This is a genomic window from Alteromonas sp. ABH4_457 (genome assembly GCF_056160625.1).
Map to the genome: position 1 here is coordinate 567,119 of NZ_JBSWXN010000004.1, position 15,355 is coordinate 582,473.

The 15,355-nt window shown below is 50.4% G+C and carries 30 protein-coding genes; all 30 read right to left on the reverse strand.

Features of this window, described 5'->3' with window-relative positions:
• Nucleotides 1-83: 83 nt before the first annotated feature.
• A complete protein-coding gene (locus ACXAGR_RS12665) occupies nucleotides 84-809 on the reverse strand; it encodes a hypothetical protein (RefSeq protein ID WP_474850777.1) in 726 nt (241 codons plus the stop codon).
• Between the two features lie 264 nt (nucleotides 810-1,073).
• Nucleotides 1,074-2,018 (reverse strand): hypothetical protein, encoded by a 945-nt coding sequence (locus ACXAGR_RS12670; protein ID WP_474850779.1) that lies wholly within the window; start codon nucleotides 2,016-2,018, stop codon nucleotides 1,074-1,076.
• A gap of 170 nt (nucleotides 2,019-2,188) precedes the next feature.
• A complete protein-coding gene (locus ACXAGR_RS12675) occupies nucleotides 2,189-2,602 on the reverse strand; it encodes a hypothetical protein (RefSeq protein ID WP_474850781.1) in 414 nt (137 codons plus the stop codon).
• Between the two features lie 151 nt (nucleotides 2,603-2,753).
• On the reverse strand, nucleotides 2,754-2,993 hold the full coding sequence (locus ACXAGR_RS12680) for a hypothetical protein (protein ID WP_474850783.1): 240 nt from the start codon (nucleotides 2,991-2,993) through the stop codon (nucleotides 2,754-2,756).
• 150 nt (nucleotides 2,994-3,143) lie between these two features.
• A complete protein-coding gene (locus tag ACXAGR_RS12685; protein ID WP_474850785.1) occupies nucleotides 3,144-3,479 on the reverse strand; it encodes a hypothetical protein in 336 nt (111 codons plus the stop codon).
• 180 nt (nucleotides 3,480-3,659) lie between these two features.
• The gene (locus ACXAGR_RS12690; RefSeq protein WP_474850787.1) at nucleotides 3,660-3,887 is read right to left on the reverse strand and encodes a hypothetical protein; all 228 of its coding nucleotides are present in this window, start codon (nucleotides 3,885-3,887) and stop codon (nucleotides 3,660-3,662) included.
• 109 nt (nucleotides 3,888-3,996) lie between these two features.
• Nucleotides 3,997-4,509 carry a hypothetical protein gene (locus tag ACXAGR_RS12695; RefSeq protein ID WP_474850789.1) on the reverse strand — a complete coding sequence of 171 codons (513 nt, stop codon included), beginning with the start codon at nucleotides 4,507-4,509 and terminating at the stop codon, nucleotides 3,997-3,999.
• 123 nt (nucleotides 4,510-4,632) lie between these two features.
• The gene (locus ACXAGR_RS12700; RefSeq protein ID WP_474850791.1) at nucleotides 4,633-4,911 is read right to left on the reverse strand and encodes a hypothetical protein; all 279 of its coding nucleotides are present in this window, start codon (nucleotides 4,909-4,911) and stop codon (nucleotides 4,633-4,635) included.
• A 106-nt stretch (nucleotides 4,912-5,017) separates the two neighbouring features.
• Nucleotides 5,018-5,161, reverse strand: coding sequence for a hypothetical protein (locus tag ACXAGR_RS12705; protein ID WP_474850793.1), 144 nt, complete (start codon nucleotides 5,159-5,161; stop codon nucleotides 5,018-5,020).
• Between the two features lie 112 nt (nucleotides 5,162-5,273).
• Nucleotides 5,274-5,576 (reverse strand): hypothetical protein, encoded by a 303-nt coding sequence (locus ACXAGR_RS12710; protein ID WP_474850795.1) that lies wholly within the window; start codon nucleotides 5,574-5,576, stop codon nucleotides 5,274-5,276.
• A 122-nt stretch (nucleotides 5,577-5,698) separates the two neighbouring features.
• Nucleotides 5,699-5,905: a hypothetical protein gene (locus ACXAGR_RS12715; RefSeq protein ID WP_474850796.1), complete on the reverse strand. Its 207-nt coding sequence runs from the start codon at nucleotides 5,903-5,905 to the stop codon at nucleotides 5,699-5,701.
• A 2-nt stretch (nucleotides 5,906-5,907) separates the two neighbouring features.
• Complete coding sequence (locus ACXAGR_RS12720; protein WP_474850798.1) at nucleotides 5,908-6,150, reverse strand: hypothetical protein; 243 nt, start codon at nucleotides 6,148-6,150, stop codon at nucleotides 5,908-5,910.
• A 108-nt stretch (nucleotides 6,151-6,258) separates the two neighbouring features.
• Nucleotides 6,259-6,582: a hypothetical protein gene (locus tag ACXAGR_RS12725; RefSeq protein ID WP_474850800.1), complete on the reverse strand. Its 324-nt coding sequence runs from the start codon at nucleotides 6,580-6,582 to the stop codon at nucleotides 6,259-6,261.
• A 245-nt stretch (nucleotides 6,583-6,827) separates the two neighbouring features.
• A complete protein-coding gene (locus tag ACXAGR_RS12730; RefSeq protein ID WP_474850802.1) occupies nucleotides 6,828-7,607 on the reverse strand; it encodes a hypothetical protein in 780 nt (259 codons plus the stop codon).
• Between the two features lie 143 nt (nucleotides 7,608-7,750).
• Nucleotides 7,751-8,119 (reverse strand): hypothetical protein, encoded by a 369-nt coding sequence (locus ACXAGR_RS12735; RefSeq protein ID WP_474850804.1) that lies wholly within the window; start codon nucleotides 8,117-8,119, stop codon nucleotides 7,751-7,753.
• 67 nt (nucleotides 8,120-8,186) lie between these two features.
• On the reverse strand, nucleotides 8,187-8,447 hold the full coding sequence (locus tag ACXAGR_RS12740) for a hypothetical protein (protein ID WP_474850806.1): 261 nt from the start codon (nucleotides 8,445-8,447) through the stop codon (nucleotides 8,187-8,189).
• A 159-nt stretch (nucleotides 8,448-8,606) separates the two neighbouring features.
• Nucleotides 8,607-9,353: a hypothetical protein gene (locus tag ACXAGR_RS12745; protein ID WP_474850808.1), complete on the reverse strand. Its 747-nt coding sequence runs from the start codon at nucleotides 9,351-9,353 to the stop codon at nucleotides 8,607-8,609.
• A 117-nt stretch (nucleotides 9,354-9,470) separates the two neighbouring features.
• Nucleotides 9,471-9,794 carry a hypothetical protein gene (locus ACXAGR_RS12750; RefSeq protein WP_474850810.1) on the reverse strand — a complete coding sequence of 108 codons (324 nt, stop codon included), beginning with the start codon at nucleotides 9,792-9,794 and terminating at the stop codon, nucleotides 9,471-9,473.
• Nucleotides 9,795-9,865: 71 nt separating this feature from the next.
• Nucleotides 9,866-10,411: a hypothetical protein gene (locus tag ACXAGR_RS12755; protein WP_474850812.1), complete on the reverse strand. Its 546-nt coding sequence runs from the start codon at nucleotides 10,409-10,411 to the stop codon at nucleotides 9,866-9,868.
• A gap of 121 nt (nucleotides 10,412-10,532) precedes the next feature.
• Nucleotides 10,533-11,042, reverse strand: a complete 510-nt coding sequence (locus ACXAGR_RS12760; protein WP_474850814.1) for a hypothetical protein — start codon at nucleotides 11,040-11,042, stop codon at nucleotides 10,533-10,535.
• Nucleotides 11,043-11,301: 259 nt separating this feature from the next.
• Nucleotides 11,302-11,568, reverse strand: a complete 267-nt coding sequence (locus tag ACXAGR_RS12765; protein ID WP_474850816.1) for a hypothetical protein — start codon at nucleotides 11,566-11,568, stop codon at nucleotides 11,302-11,304.
• Between the two features lie 101 nt (nucleotides 11,569-11,669).
• Nucleotides 11,670-11,894: a hypothetical protein gene (locus ACXAGR_RS12770; protein ID WP_474850818.1), complete on the reverse strand. Its 225-nt coding sequence runs from the start codon at nucleotides 11,892-11,894 to the stop codon at nucleotides 11,670-11,672.
• Between the two features lie 14 nt (nucleotides 11,895-11,908).
• The gene (locus ACXAGR_RS12775; RefSeq protein WP_474850820.1) at nucleotides 11,909-12,268 is read right to left on the reverse strand and encodes a hypothetical protein; all 360 of its coding nucleotides are present in this window, start codon (nucleotides 12,266-12,268) and stop codon (nucleotides 11,909-11,911) included.
• On the reverse strand, nucleotides 12,265-12,783 hold the full coding sequence (locus tag ACXAGR_RS12780; RefSeq protein ID WP_474850822.1) for a hypothetical protein: 519 nt from the start codon (nucleotides 12,781-12,783) through the stop codon (nucleotides 12,265-12,267). Before ACXAGR_RS12780 ends, ACXAGR_RS12775 begins: the two co-directional genes overlap by 4 nt.
• A gap of 115 nt (nucleotides 12,784-12,898) precedes the next feature.
• A complete protein-coding gene (locus ACXAGR_RS12785) occupies nucleotides 12,899-13,291 on the reverse strand; it encodes a hypothetical protein (RefSeq protein WP_474850823.1) in 393 nt (130 codons plus the stop codon).
• 125 nt (nucleotides 13,292-13,416) lie between these two features.
• A complete protein-coding gene (locus tag ACXAGR_RS12790) occupies nucleotides 13,417-13,797 on the reverse strand; it encodes a hypothetical protein (protein ID WP_474850825.1) in 381 nt (126 codons plus the stop codon).
• Nucleotides 13,798-13,878: 81 nt separating this feature from the next.
• Nucleotides 13,879-14,265 carry a hypothetical protein gene (locus tag ACXAGR_RS12795; protein ID WP_474850827.1) on the reverse strand — a complete coding sequence of 129 codons (387 nt, stop codon included), beginning with the start codon at nucleotides 14,263-14,265 and terminating at the stop codon, nucleotides 13,879-13,881.
• A 126-nt stretch (nucleotides 14,266-14,391) separates the two neighbouring features.
• On the reverse strand, nucleotides 14,392-14,655 hold the full coding sequence (locus ACXAGR_RS12800) for a hypothetical protein (protein WP_474850829.1): 264 nt from the start codon (nucleotides 14,653-14,655) through the stop codon (nucleotides 14,392-14,394).
• Between the two features lie 140 nt (nucleotides 14,656-14,795).
• Complete coding sequence (locus ACXAGR_RS12805) at nucleotides 14,796-15,005, reverse strand: hypothetical protein (RefSeq protein WP_474850831.1); 210 nt, start codon at nucleotides 15,003-15,005, stop codon at nucleotides 14,796-14,798.
• A 103-nt stretch (nucleotides 15,006-15,108) separates the two neighbouring features.
• Nucleotides 15,109-15,355, reverse strand: a 247-nt coding sequence (locus tag ACXAGR_RS12810; RefSeq protein ID WP_474850833.1) for a hypothetical protein, incomplete at its 5' end; no start/stop codon positions are given.

The following is a 15,355-nucleotide window of genomic DNA, read 5'->3' on the forward strand; positions in this document are numbered from 1 at the left end:
TCTCACGCTCGGGTGTTTAGCAAGGTTCTCTCCGGTCTGAGTAGAGGCTCTGAGGTCAGAGCCAAGGATAATGGGTTGGTGGACTAGCGAGGGATGTGGTAATCGAACACATTAGGTATTTTTGGGTGTTCGACTTTTATCGCCAGCTCCTGTCTAAGATGTTGCATCGGGTATCGCTCGTCTATGCCGACGTGGTGTGGCAAATACTCGTGCTTGGTGATATCAGTATCGAGAGTGATATTAATATTAGTTTGCGTGCCACCCTCTTCGAATGCATTAAGGATGATGCGTACATCTATCGACCACTGTGAGCGTGAGATAGTAATCTTATCGAAATCGGCAGCGCCCTCATGAATTGCCTTAATGGAAATGACGCCGGAGTTAAAGCCATAATCCCTATTGCGAACATTAACTTGCTTGTAGTGCTGGCGTATGCTGGGGTTGGCTGGCTCATGAATGGTTTCAAAATCCTCGGCGATGTTAGTATTTTCGGATAGTCTGCCTTTAAATATGAAGTCATAATCTTTGCATACAAAGATGATCGCGTCATTAGCGCGGATGGTAAGGTACTCGCGATCATCGTACCTAACGGTGTCCACCAGCAGTCCGGTGTTACATGCCTCAAAGCGCTCAAAGGTGGCATTGATTGCATTGTAGGATTCCCAGCCGTTGGCACGGGCGGCGAACTCATTAAGGAAATTCGGGTTCTTCGGCTTGGTGCCTAAGAGGTCGAGGGCGTGGGGTGCTACTTCTTTCTTGTATTGCTCAAATTCTACAGGGGTGAGATAACGCGGTGCTAACTTTTGCATAGTACTGTCCTTTTGGCCTGTCGTGATGTCTGAGCGTTACGCATCGCGTGGCCTGTATTCAGTAGGTACGCAAATTAAGTAAGGGGTGTAGCACAAGTGTTTTGGCACCCGAAGGTTGCTCAGTACCGAGGTCTTGCCGACCTCCCCCCAGACCAGTCGGATTGGTTACCGCCGCCCTGAGATGTGTACATTAAAACACAAAATTGGATACTTGTCAAGATATTTGTGAAAATAGCTGGTGGGTGAGTCCACCAGCGTGATGGGTTATGCGGCGTCAGCAATCTGTTGCAGGCAAAGTTCCTCAATGGTCTCAGCGGCTACTTTGATGAAATACTGATGCGTGCCGAGTTCTTCGGTGTTTTTGAATTCAAGTTCTTTTTTGAGTGTCGGCTCAAGCAGAAATGCTGCTTTAAGCAGTGCGCTTCCGACCACCTCATCATCTTTCCTGTACTGAAGCGCATCCTTAGCGCAGTCACTGAGATTGTTGCCAATCCATTGAATGGCATCCTCATGGCTATCTGTTTCGGCGGACTCTTTAATGGCGTTAAGTACGAGTTGACGGCGCGGCTTGCGTAGCTTGGCCAGAGTGGCGCTGGGGAAGATGGCATACATAGCCGGACATTCGACGGCCTTAGGTATGGTTATGAGTGTATAATCCCGAATGGCGAGTTCGTAAGCTATCCCGTAGTCACCACCAGACCATCCGACGATATCCTCCCTGAGTTTCTCGCGATGGCAAATGTGGCGCAAAGATTTTCGGGTAATAGCATACTGCTCACTGGGTCTGGTTTTCAGATTATCGCGTGCAATCTGGATCAACGCCTCAGCGACCCCGCTGGCGGTAGCATAGCCACTTTCATCGCGCATGACATTAACGTGGGCGGAAGTAATGGCGCTCTTGGTTGGTTGCTTCATTCTTCTGAGTTTATCAGCAGGCATGATTGCAAAACGACTTTCTGTCCGCTGCTGGGTAGACGGGTTCCGCACCTGTGCCAGCGCATAGCCGATATTGCCGAGGCTGAGCATGGTCTTGTAGACGGTAATGCTGTGCAGGCGCTGCTCTACACCGCAGAGCGTAAGCATATTGCTGTAGCTGGTGGAATACTTGCCGGAGTTCATATTGCCGAAGCGTTCATGACAAAGGCTTGCCATGGCATTTGCTGTGTTATCAATACTTCTATGGATTGATTGCATTGTGTTGTCACTCATGGTGTATGGCCTTGCTGGCCGGTGAATACACTATGATTGAGGCAGGCAAAAAGGTCAACTAAAAATAACCTATTTCAAATAAAAAAACCTATTTCACTTTATCGGGATGGGCTTTAGAAGGGGGTTGCCGCGCCAGCGGTTGACTGAGAGAGGGGCTGGCGCGGCGTTGACTAGGCGTATTCGGGGTAGATGTGGCAAAGGTGATCGTAAATGGCTGTCTCGGCCTTACCATACTCGATGCCGGTATTTTCGCAGGCATCAAAGGCAACTTCGCTGGCAAGAGTGCCTAATGACTCGTCCTCGGCGTCAAGTACTTTGCCTTCCGTCTTCATGCGTCCGCTACCGATAATAGCTTCTGCTTTAAGCATAGCAACGAGTTTGGCGCGATAGAGATGAACCGGCTTATGGCTGAAGTGACCTTCCACCCGCTTCATGCTTTTATCGACGGGCCAGCCTTCGTGGTCGGCGTTGTAGGCGTGCTTGTTATGCAGATCCCGCCACTCCTGAAGCTGGTGGCTGTACACAAGGGGTGTGTCAGTAAATGTAACAAACAGGGCGTTAAGGTGATTTTTCAGTTGGCTCATGACGTCAGACCTTTATGTGTTATCGTGTAAGTGAGTTTGTAGCGCTGGTGGCTTACCCACCAGCTGTCCTGTCACTTAGGGCGGGGTTCGGATGCTGAAAAAGATAGTTGATTGAGTCCACCAGCTTGCACGCCGTCTCGTTTTGAGTGTATTAGTTAGCGAGGGTGTTTTCGTTATCTGTGTAGATGCGGATAAACAGGTAAGCCGCTGCGATTTGGCAGCTAAGCAAAACAAGCAGGCCAAGGATATTTATTGCTATCTCTAAACCTGACATTATACTGGCTGTCTTGATGATGTAGGTAGGGATGGCAATCAGTGAAGCTACTGCCAAAAAGACAGCTGTAAAAAACAGCACCAAACACGTTGCAGAAATTAGTGATTTAATTGGCACATTGCATTCCTCTCTCTCAGTCAACACACATATAGTAACACAACAGAAAGCATATGTCAACATGATTTTATGTATTAGTACAAAAGCCGACTGAGTTGGCGAATCCCTGATAAGGATGGCGGGTGGTGTGTCCACCCGCTGGTTATGGTCTTAGTTGGTGGTAGAAACCGCCTTGTTAGCCATTGCGATAAGTGCCAGCAGGGCTTCGGCATCTTCCACGCTGACAGACAGTGCCACTTTTTTCAGTTCACGGTGCGCGGTCTGGTTGGCTTCCAGCTTTTCTTGCAGTCTGTAGCCGATATCTTCTACCGCTGGCAGCAGGGCTTGCAGCGCCTTGGTTGCCGCATCGTCAGATTTTACAGCGGCTTTCTTCTTAGTTGCCTTTTTAGGTTTGGCAACAGCGGTTACGGCAGGGTGCGCTTCCATCAGGCCCAGATCGGCAAAAGACATTTGGTTTTCGTTAAGCAGTGCAGTGCGTTTAGTCATGGTGTGTTCTCTCTCTCAGTCAGTGAATATATAATAACACAAGAGATAGTATATGTCAACACAAAAAGCAAAATAAATGACAGAAATATCCAGTCTCCACGCCGTTGCGGGCAGGAAGCGCACTGGATTGGTAACAAAAGAAGGGCAGCTGGTGGAGTCCACCAGCTTAGAGAGTGGCGATTAGCCCTGAAAAATCTTTTCGCCACGGATACGGGCAAGTCCTGCGTCCATTTCTTTGGTTTCGACCCGCTCGAAGGTTCTCATAAGTTCAGCACTGGTGTCGCGAGCATAGCGCTGTACAGCCGCCATATTCTTAAACCCTTCAATCACTTTTGTGCGTGTTGAGGTCAGTGGCTTGAATACGCCAGAAAGGGTAGTGCCGGTAACAACAGTAACAGTATTTTGCATATCGATTTCCTCTCAGTCAGTGAACATATAATATCACAAACGACACGCAATGTCAACAAGAGAGGGTGATTAATTTTATGACCGCGAGTCGCACCCGCAGCTGGCTGTCTCAGGGTTGTGGCCGGATGTAGTTGAGCTGCTGTTTCAGGCCTTGGCTGTCGTAATAATGGACAATGAAGTGGTCATCACTGAGCTTTTCAATGGCAGCACCTTCACCGGTCAGTATTGGATCGCCAATGGCGTTGTTCAGCTTCAGTGCGGCACCGTCAAAGTAGTAGTACCCAGCCAGATGTGCTTCTGTTTTGTCCTGCCAGCGTGCTGGGTCGGTCTTGTCCAGTTTTGCGGTGAAGAACAGGGCTTTGATATTGGTATCAAAGTAAGCGCTGAGGGTGCCTTTCTCGCCACTGTCGTCAGCACGCTTGTACTTTGCTTCATACAGGCCGCTGAGGCCTTCCGGTGCGGGCTTGCTTTCATACTGCTCAATCAGGTCGGCGTTAGCCTGTTTGTAGTCAGCGACAGTGTTGTGGTTGTTGCCTGCCTGCGCGATACCGGAAATGGTAGTGAGCAGAGTAAGTGCTGTAAAGAGAAGTGCATTGCGTAAGCGATAGGATGTCTGTCTCATGGATACCTCATGTATTACGGTTTTAATCAAGGGTTAATGATACAGGCCTGTAGTGGTCTGTGTATGTACGGGCTTTGCAGGCGTTGTGCCAGCGATCTGTTTTTGTTTTTCGTTCCAGCCGGTTTAGTCGCGTCTTACTGGTCTCTCGGCGTATTCGATAATATTGCGGGATTTGCTGTCTACCTTGAAGGCTTTCCCGAGGGTGTCGCTGTACGTCCACCAGCCGTCATTTGTGCGCTCATGGTCAGTGGCACACGGGAAGGGGTTGGCGAAGTTGGTCACCTTGGCATCGCGCTGTGCGATTATGGCTTTTTCGTAATACCCGCACTGGGCCATGATGTCGGCAGGTACGTGCATGGCAGATTGACTTAAGTCGACGGTAACGGCGTAAGGATTATTCATTTATTCACCTTTTATGCAAAATTTACGGGATACGCCCTTGGGGAATTTTGACACTTTATGCATTTTAGTGAATAAATCCTGCATAAATCAAATTCACCAGATACGTTTACCAGTCCAGCTTTCTGGCTGCCTCCTGTACGCGCAGCATGGCTTCTCTGCGGTCTTTCTTTTCTTTCTGGCAGCGCATACATGGAATCCCGTGAGGGATGCGGTGCTTGCATTGCTTGGGTGTAACAGCAGGTTGGTTCATAAATACCTCTCAATCAGTAAGTACATATTAACACATTCGTTATATCGTGTCAATACAGTAGTGTAATATGTATGATTGATAGCTGGTGGATGGCCCACCAGCACAGGGGTTGTTAGCGCAATGCGATGGCGTCCAGCTCGGTCACGACCTCTTTAAGTTGGTTGTTAATGAGGTATTGCAGGTCAACTTTCCATCCGGATTGGGTCATGCCGTATTCGGAATTGAGGTAGACGATGTTTACATCATCCGCAATGATGCCGGAGTCAGGAAAGTGCAGAAACCGGATACCCTTGGAATCTGTGCTTTCTGCAACATCGTCGGGCAGGAATTCGCCTTTGCGCTGGAGCTGAACATGAATAGCGCCATGGATTTGTGAGTGAAGTACGTTAAGTTGGGCCATCAGGTGATTTTGCATGGTATATCCTCTCTTAGTCAGTGCAAACATAATAACACAATACATAGTATTCGTCAACAAAAACTGTGTTTTACTTTATGTCTGAACTGTGGCGCATCGCAGGCGTGATGCGCTGGGAAAGGTCACACGCTGGGGATAAAGCCGCCCAGTGCGCGGATCTCACTGAGTTCCTGCTCGGCAGCATCCTCAACAGACTCAATGTTGTTTGCACCGTACTCGGCGTGCAGCTTGTGTTCGGCGTGCTCAACGCTGGCGGCAGCGACCACGCCACGGCCTTTGAAGTTGCGGCACAGGTGGAATACATACAGGTTTTGCTTTTTGACGGGCATGGTTATGCCTCCTGTTTATTGTTGTAAGCGCGGGGTTTGACTTGCTGATACAGAAAGTAGCATGCCACCACCAGCGCCATGACGGTAAGCGCTCCGGCAGTCAGTGCAGGGGCGGGCGTGGCCAGTGTGACAAGGGTATCCATCATACGCACGATAAGGTGGGTCAGTGCCGCACCACCTGCCAGCATACCAGCGGCAATAGCAAGGAGACGGATTGCAAGAACGAAACGTGAAGCATTAAGCATAAAGTACCTCTCTCAGTCAGTGAACACATAATAACACATGAGTAACTATATGTCAACTGATAATTTAAGGCGGGGTTGCTGGTGGGCTGGCCACCAGCGTTCCGCGAATCAGTGCAGTGTCAGGCCGGAAAGTACCTGCTGGGCAAATGCCTTGGAACCAAAGAAACCACGGGTCTCATGCAGCACGCCGCCCTTGATGCTGTTGGTGTCGGTCGCATCCACGCGGTAGCGGATGATGGTGAAGCCACCGGCAACAGGCATAACGTGCGGGTTAGTCAGATACACCTTGCCGCCTTCCAGAATGCCGTGTTCAACCGCTTCACGGATGGCACGGACTTCTTTCATGGGGGTGTCATGACTCAAGCTGACGGGCATGGCAGCAACGGCGATGTACGGGTTCAAGGCTGGGTTTTGCAGTACGGCTTCAATCATGTTGTCTATCCTCTCTCAGTCAGTGAATTAATAATAACACAAATGTCATTATAGGTCAACACAAATAGAAGGGTAAATGATAAAAATGCAGTTCACGCAGGGCGTAAGCAAGGCAATGGGATTGCAGACAAAACGGGGGCTGTGCCAGCGGGTTGACTGAGAGAGGGTGCTGGCACAGCAGAAGGCGGGTTGAGGCGTCTCTCATCGCCTGCATTGCTGGTGGGCAGGCCACCAGCCGCAGGGTTTTACAGGAGGATGCTGGGCTTGGGGCGCTCATTCTCCTGTTGAATGGCTTCTACCGCAGCCTGACCGATGGGGCCGCTTTCTTTGGAGATAGAGCGGGCAATAGCCTGACGTTTGATGTGGTAGGCTTTTTCGTCCTCTTTGCCCAGTTCGGCCTTCAGTTCTGCGATATGCTTTCTCAGTGCTTCGGCTTTGCCTTCAATGGCTTTCAGAGAAGCGGCCTCATCATCGTTGGTGACGGTATCGATAACAACCCCGCTGTGTTCAACGATAAATTTTGACAGTGCATGCTTTACGTCTTTGTTGTGCATGTCGATAGCAGCTTGCAGGTAGCTGTTGATTTCAGCAATAATGCCAGCTTGCAGGTCTGCCTTCTGAGCCTCCAGTTCATTAGCCACATACTCGCAGGCTTCGTTGTAACGCTTTACCTGCGTTTCACGTTTGCAGCCCTTTAAAGATACACTTTTTTGAATTTCTTTGCTCTGTACACCGCAGTGCCATGCACTTCTGTCTTTCATAGCGAGGTTGTCGATGGTGACCAGCAGGTGGCGGTCAGCATCCGGAACATATTCGCTGAGTGTATCGAGCATGTTCTCAACGATGTCGCTCCTTACAAAGCCAGTAAGCTGAGCGGACGCATAATCGAGGCTACTGTAAATAGGGGTGTCGGGCTTAATAGCCTTTGATGCCTTTTGTGTGATTTCAACGTCGTTGGCCGTGATAGGTTCAGCGGTGATGAATACCATGCCTGCAACGGTGTTTTCAAATTGAAGTTTGTTCATGTGCATACCTTCTCTCAGTCAGTGAGAAAATAATAACACAAATCTCACTACATGTCAATATCATTATTGATTTATCTTGAAGTTTTCTGAGGGGTGCCACCGCTACGCTGATGACTGACTAAGAGGGTAGCGGTGGCTAAAAATTATTCTGAAAGGATGGAAGCAAGTTTTACAGCCTGCTCATCAACCTCTTCGAGCTGCCTGTCTAGGTGTTCGAGCTTTTCCAGCAGGGTTTTGCGCTCGTCGCGTATCGCTGCTTTGACACGCTCTTTTGCTTCGTCCAGTGTGGCAAGGATCTGGGTATGCTTACCGCACAATGGCTCCTCTGCTGTGACAAAGCGGGAATTGAACTGCGCTTCCTGTTGTACCACCATGTAGCGTTCCGGTGCGGGGTGGTTCAGGGTAAGCGTGTATTCAAAGACGCCATCACCGGTATCAACCACGCTGGCCACCTTTAGCGGGATGATTACATTGTGGCGGCTTATGCCGTAACAGTATTCAGGATGTTCCATGGGATGACCTTCTGCTGTGTCTGAAGTAAAGTCAGGAGCGCGAAACCACGCGCTCTCTGAGCACGGCTTAACTGATTAAAAGCGCAGGCCTGATGCTGCCCTCAAGCAGCACGCTCTCGACCTCATCAGGGGCATCATCGTCATAGGCGATGAAATCCAAGGATTTGCTGGTGTCAACAAGGCCGGTGCAGAGTGCAGACTCTACCATACGGCTGATTTCCAGATTATTGACTGACGTTTCCCATGAGTGGATGTGCTCTCCCTCTTGGGTGAAAACCACTGTAGTGCTTTTGTCAGGGGCTTTAAGCAATTGTTCCGGTGTGGCCATTACATGTCCTCTCTCATTCACTGAGTAAATAATAACACAAACGAGCGATCGCGTCAATATATTTGTTGATTTTTTAAGTCCACGGAGTGATAAACACACAGGGTGTTGCAATCAAAAAGCAGAGCTGGTGGAAAGCCACCAGCCTGCGGGGGTTGCCGCCTATGCGCGGTGCGGGTATCTGGCGTCGATAGCGTCTATTTCTGCATTGCCTTTTTCACCGCTGGCGGCACGTACCTTGCGGGTGATGGCGGTGCGTCTCATCCCGATGATGGTGGCTTCTTCCTTGGTGATGTCTGCCTCCAGCGCGGCCAGTTTTACTCTCATGGCCCTCAGCTTTTCTTCACGGATCTCTATCTGGGTGGATTCCTCGGCGGTCAGGGATGCTTGAGTGAATACATCTTCCTGTTTAACGATTACCTTGAACAGGTGTGTTCTCACATCATCATTGTGATTTTGAATAGCGCTGACCATGAGATTGTTGATTGTGGTCAGCAGCGTGGCTTCTTCTCTCTCTTTGGACTCCGCCAGACGTCGCCCGACGTTCTTACAGGCATCGTTGTAACGCTGTATCTGGGTTTCCGGTGAGCAGTCCCGTAAAATTACGTTGCGGCGGAATGCTTCGCCGTAAACGCCTCTGTTCTGATGGCTCAGGGCTTGAACAAAGCGCTGGATTTGAAGTCCGCCGCACTTGATTTCTGTCAGGACAGATTCAAGCATGGATGCGCTCACCTCCGGCTTCAGGAAGATTTTGCGGATGGCGACAGCGCGATTCGGGATGTCGGGATCTGTAGAGCTGACAGGCTGGCTGATGTCGGTTGTGTACATCACATCGTCGGCAGTCAGTGGTGCAGTCAGGGTGATAAACGACAGCCCTGAAACTGTGCCTTCAAATTGAAGCTTGCTCATGTTTGTGTCCTTCTCTCAGTCAGTGAAAATATAATAACACAAATGATATTGAAAGTCAACATGATTATGGGGATTTTGGGGTGTTGGCGGGCCGGAAGATGTCCGGCCCTCCGGCTGTCATAAAAAGGTTTCGGTGCCGTCCGGAAATTCCTCGAAGTAGTCGGCAATCATTTTATCCAGATCGTCTGGGTTATCGACTCTGAATTTCTCGTAGCCGTAGAACTCCACAACGTGGTGGACACCGTTATGGATAATGCCTTCTTCATCCTTGTAGTTTATGTCAGAAACCCGCAGGATGCGGTAGTGCGGCGTTTTCAGTACAGGCCAGCAAAAGCGGCCATTTGTCAGTTCGGAAAACCGCTTCAGCTTCGGGTTGACGTCGGCGGCAGTAGGGGTTTTCTGGCGCGTATGTGTATGAAATTCGTGTGGAGCGTATCCCATGTGAAATCCTCTCTCTTAGTCAGTGAACACATAATAACACAAATAACATCGCAAGTCAATAAAAAGGGTCATTAAGACCCTTTTTTGTAACCCCGTTTTGGTGTGGTGAGCGGCTCAGAGAACTCAATATAACGCGCCACCTCTTTGTTTCCTTCGTAACATTCAATGACGCAGGTCATAAACGAGGCCGTACCACCATCGGTAGTCGGGATACTGGTATTGTAATTGTCACTGCTGCGCGTCAGTTCGCCATCAGCAATGCGCTGCATGTCAGCGGCATACTGGTCAGCCTCAACAGGGTAGCTGCCTTCCGGAGACGGGGTATGGACGTCTTTGATGTCGAACATGCCGTAGGCGGTTTCGTACAGCATACAGGTGCGCTTGTTGTTGCGCAGGTAGCTGGCTACTACAGCGGCGGCACGCTCCTTGGAATGACGATAAGGTACACCACGGCATAGGGTTACGGTGGCAACAGGCACGCCTTCCACAATCACCCACGCCCATGTTTCAGCATAGCGTTTCGCGTCTGGCATCGCGTAGTGTAGCGGGTAAGTGGTGTTGTCCAGTGTAACGTCTTTAGGAAGGCCTTCAGGTACAGTAAGCAGCAGTTCGGTCATGTCTATTTCCTTCTCTCAGTCAGTGAATATATAATAACACAACCGACATCACATGTCAACACAACAGTGTAAAAAGTTTTGCTGGCGGGCAGGCCACCAGCACGGGGAGTAGCGGGCTTATCTAAACAGACAGAGTGGCGTTATACTGCGCCAGAGCGTCGTCCAGAAAAGCGTTCATGCGGCAAAGCAGGGTGTGCTGGTGTTCTTTGCGCAATGCGGGGATCTCTTCGTTCAGTGCAACTGCGGTGCGGTTATAGACCTTCAACTTGTCCTGATATGCGGCAAATTCCTTTGGTAAGTCATTGAGAGCCACAGGTCGGGATTCAATGTGCTGCACCATCTTCTCAGGCGTCAGGGTAGGGAACTGAGGGCGGCCAGCAGTGTTGGGCAGAAGCGCCGCAGTCAGCGCACTGGCCTGAGCGGCGGGTAATGCGCCAACCAGTTCGTTAACCAGTTCGGCTTTCAGGGTGAGGTTCAGGGTGACCGATATCGTTTCAGGCACAGCGTTGCGATCTTCACCGCTCCATTCTTTCAGGTAGTTCATGCTGTTTGTTAAATGGCAGTGGTTGATGCTGACACAGCCGGTGCGTGATGCGGTGCCGTCTGGGCGGATGGTGATGATGTCTCTCATGGGGTGTTCCTTCTCTCAGTCAGTGTATACATAATAACACAGATAGAACTAAAAGTCAACAGGGAGATGCAATTAAATGGGAGTTTTAACCAAGGGTGTAGAACAGAGAGGGTATCCGTATTGGCTACAATAACAAATCAACAGACTCCCTGACGAAGGTCAGGGCTGCGCAGACCTGTGCAGGCTGTCAGAGCGCCTGAGAGTGTGTAGGAGACGACGGAGCGGCATCCGCCCCGTGAGCCTCGTGGGTGGTGGTTTTTCACCGTGACGGCTTCTGGGGTGCGAAATTGATGCACTGTAGGGCAGCAAACAGGCTGACAGAGGCCAGTAGCGCAAGCAACTGTGCAATAAAACCCTCGGGTGTGCCGGATACGGATAATATCCCGCGCATTGTGGGTATGACATTCGCTTCGGCGATCAGGCGGCTGAGCATGGTGTCTGCGACGTAAGCCAGACCTGCTGATGCCAGTATCAGTGCAGCGGGAATAAAGTGAGCAGCAAGCAGGGTGCGGAACGGGGTTTTCATGATGTCTTACCTCTCTCAGTCAGTGAGATAATAATAACACAATTGAGAGCAAGTGTCAATGAAAATTTATCCGGAATGCTCCCGCCGTGCCGCGCTGGGTGCTAGTTGTGCGTGTCGTAAAGCTCGCCACGGGATTCTGCATCCTCGGCTTCTTCGCGGGACATGTGCTCGCCACCGGCGATAAAGTTGCCCATGCCGTCGTTGTACTTGTCCAGACTGTCTTCGTCGGGCTTGTCCTCTTCACTGCTGCTGCCGAACAGCAGGCTAAGGGCAATAAAGACAACAACCATGACGATTCCGGCGAAAAGTGGGCCGTAGTGTGACATAAGCTTCTCCTGTCTCAGGCGCGGTGCGGGTTATGCTGGATGTAGTCGATCACATCATTCAGTTCGATGTTCATGCGGACGGCATAGTCACGCGCCGTAAAGGTCTTACGCTCACTGCGGTAGAAAGCGGCTAAGCGTGCAGCCGCCCGCTTCACAATGTCTACGTCTTTGGCGCACGCACGCCAGCCGGTATTGAGGATGCCGGATGAGGCGATCTTCTCGCGGTAGGCTTTCATGATGTAAGAACGCTGGGCACGCTCGGTGGAATCAGGGGAATTCTTTACGATGGTGTTAACGGCAGTGATATCAAATAACATGGTGAGTCCTCTCTCAGTCAGTGAGCATATAGTAACACTGATGAGCCAACTTGTCAACAAATAATGCTGTTCGGAGTCAGTGATGTATGCACTCCGCCGTTGTGTTCTTTGATCACGCGCTGTAGGTTGTCGTTGATGTCGGCCAGCAGTGTGGCTTTCAGTTCAGATTCACGTCCTGCGAATGCGTTACATGCCCGCTTACAGGCTGCGTTGTAGCGGTGCAGGAGTGTTTCGTTGTCGCAGCCTTTGAAAGCTACGGCTTCTCTGATGCTGTCGCTGCGCATGCCGCTGTTCCACGGTTCCTGCGTTTTGCTCAGTGCGGTAACGGTTCTGAGTACGTGAGCGTTGATGTTAGGGGTGTTGCTCAGGGCTTTCAGTATAGCTTCTGCGACATCATCTTTAATGTAGCCCCAGATAAAGGCGTTGGCCTGCTCAAGGCAGCTGAGCGGCGTGGTGAATGAGGTTGCCGGTTCGGGTGTGTGTGATTCAAAGAGCACATCCTGCGCTGTCAGTGGCTCCAGAGTGATGAGTGTGAGATCCGCAGCAGGGTGTTCTAAACGCAATTTATTCATTAGTAATGCACCTTTTCTCATTCAGCGGGCACATAATAACACAAGCGAGAACAAGTGTCAATATAATTATCAGGGTGTTAAGCGGGGCTGGTGTTAGCCCCGTCAGACTGTGCGGTTAATTGTGCAGGAAGCGGTTGCGACTGGTGCAGATGGCTAAGCGGGTTTCCTCTTCGCGCTGACTCTGGCGCTCTTTTTCTTGATTCATGTACGTCAGTGCCATTCTTGACAGTGGCAGGGCGGCCTTGCCTGCTTCCTCGATGTCGGTGAATACCAGCGGCATGCCTTTGAATCCGTCAGCGGTACAGCGCAGATTGGTCTTGGTCAGGTAGTGTACATCCTGCTCGGTCAGGCCTGTGGTGCCTTCCTCAATAATGCGGCGAATGCGGACGAAATCACCGGCTTCGCTGGGGGTGTGCTCTGCATCTGTGATGATAAGTCCTACCACGATACCGTTGGGGGTAACGGCATACAGGGTTTGGCCAGTGGCAGGGAGTGTCGGTACAGTCATTTTCGCTTCCTCTCTCAGTCAGTGAGAGCATAATAACACAAGTTTATTTTCATGTCAATTAAATGAGTGATTTATTTGGTCTTTCAGGGCGGGGCTGGTGGGTAAATCCACCAGCCAGCGGGCGGCTAGCTATGCCTGCTGATCACGCCTTCCGGCAGGGAGCAGAAGAGGCGCTGGGCGTAGAGGTGTTCAGGATGGCTGCCGATATTTCTCATGCCGAGGTTAGCCCCTCTGGCAATGGCTTTAAGCTCAGAAAGGTAAATGCTCTCCACTTCCTCAATCGTGAGGTCGTTCTCAGTGTTCGAAACCGCATCATACATGTGTGAGGTAAACAGGTTGCAACCGATTTGAAGTACAACAACTTCGCTGCTCATTTTCATAATGTGCGGGGCGGGGGAGTTGCTTTCAAGTGCTTGCTGAAGCTGCTTTTTGGTGATGTTCAGCTTGTTATTCAGATCATCGCAGATGACTGTCATATGTTGCTTTGGGGTCAGGGTTGCTGCCATGGTGCTTCTTTGTGTTGCTTGCAAAGTACGGGCAATGTCGGCGTAGTGCGCCGCCAGCGGTTGCCAGCGGCTTGTTTTAGGTTAGCTGTAGCGATTTTCGGTCTTCAGAAAGTCTTCCATCATGTTCACGTACAGGCGGTCTGCATAGAGTTCGTCGTTGTCTTTGTGTAGGGTTCGCATTTTCAGGGAGACGTTCTCGGACAAGTTATCCTTGCGCTCTTCGACATTATTCTGAATGTCGGCGACCTCTATGTTATCACCGGCCTGACCGTCTTCGTCGCAGTAGTCATTGTACAGGTTGTTGTACAGGGTTTGCAGTACAGTCAGTTCCCGTGCAGTCTGCATGAAACCGCTGGCAAAGCACTTGTCGTTGCTGATGCTGGCAATCATGGCGGTTTTGGTGCTGTCCAGTTCGATTTTTACTTTATCGATGGTCTTTTGCAGGCGTTGCGTCATTGTCGTAGCCATGTGTTGTTCCTCTCTCAGTCAGTGAACATATAATAACACAATAGTTAATATATGTCAACATAATTATGTTATTTTCAGTCAATTTTTTGCTGGTGGGTTGTTCCACCAGCAGGGCGGCTGCCGGTTTTACTTGGCCGTTTTGCGTACCAGCTTGATTGCATTGTGGGTGGCCCAGTCCATCATGGTCGGTGAGCGCAGCGTTCTGAATGAGGGAGAGCCGTGAGGGTACTCGATTTCCTCAATCATTTTGCCTTTGCGTTCATCAAGGTATGTATCGCTGTTCCAGCCCGCAGCACGGCGTAGCTGTCGGATAGCGAGGTTGGCAACCTCCTCTTCAGAAATATGAATAGTTTGCGGGATAGAAACGGTTACTTTCAGTGCGTGGCTCATGGTGTCTTTCCTCTCTCAGTTAGTGAATATATAATAACACACACGATACTATTTGTCAATGCTTTGAATAAAATAAAGATAACGGAGACACAGCAAAAGGTGGCTGCTGCCAGCAAAAAACAGATCGGTGTCGCAGGGCGTCAGGGGCGCTCCTGTGTGATGACGCCAAGCAGAATGAAACCCGCTCCCAGAATCGCCGTGACAAGGACTACAGCGATCTGTAATGCAGGGCTGACGGGATTACATATATTTTCTGTCAGGCCGCAGTTGCTAACCGACAGCGGGGCGGTGGTGGCGTAGACTGAAACAGTAAGACAAACAATGCCGCTCAGGATTGCGATCAGGTGCATAAAATGATTACTCAGTGCGTTGGCATGGTGCTTCAGTTGTTTTCTTATGAAGCCCTTGTAGTGTGATCAGGGCGGGCGGAATGACCACCCGCAGAACGCGGCCTTAGTTGACGGCAGATACCGCCTTGTTGGCCATTGCGATAAGTGCCAGCAGGGTTTCGGCATCTTCCACGCTGACAGACAGTGCCACTTTTTTCAGTTCACGGTGCGCGGTCTGGTTGGCTTCCAGCTTTTCTTGCAGGTGGTAGCCGATATCTTCTACCGCTGGCAGCAGGGCTTGCAGCGCCTTGGTTGCCGCATCGTCAGATTTTACAGCGGCTTTCTTCTTAGTTGCCTTTTTAGGTTTGGCA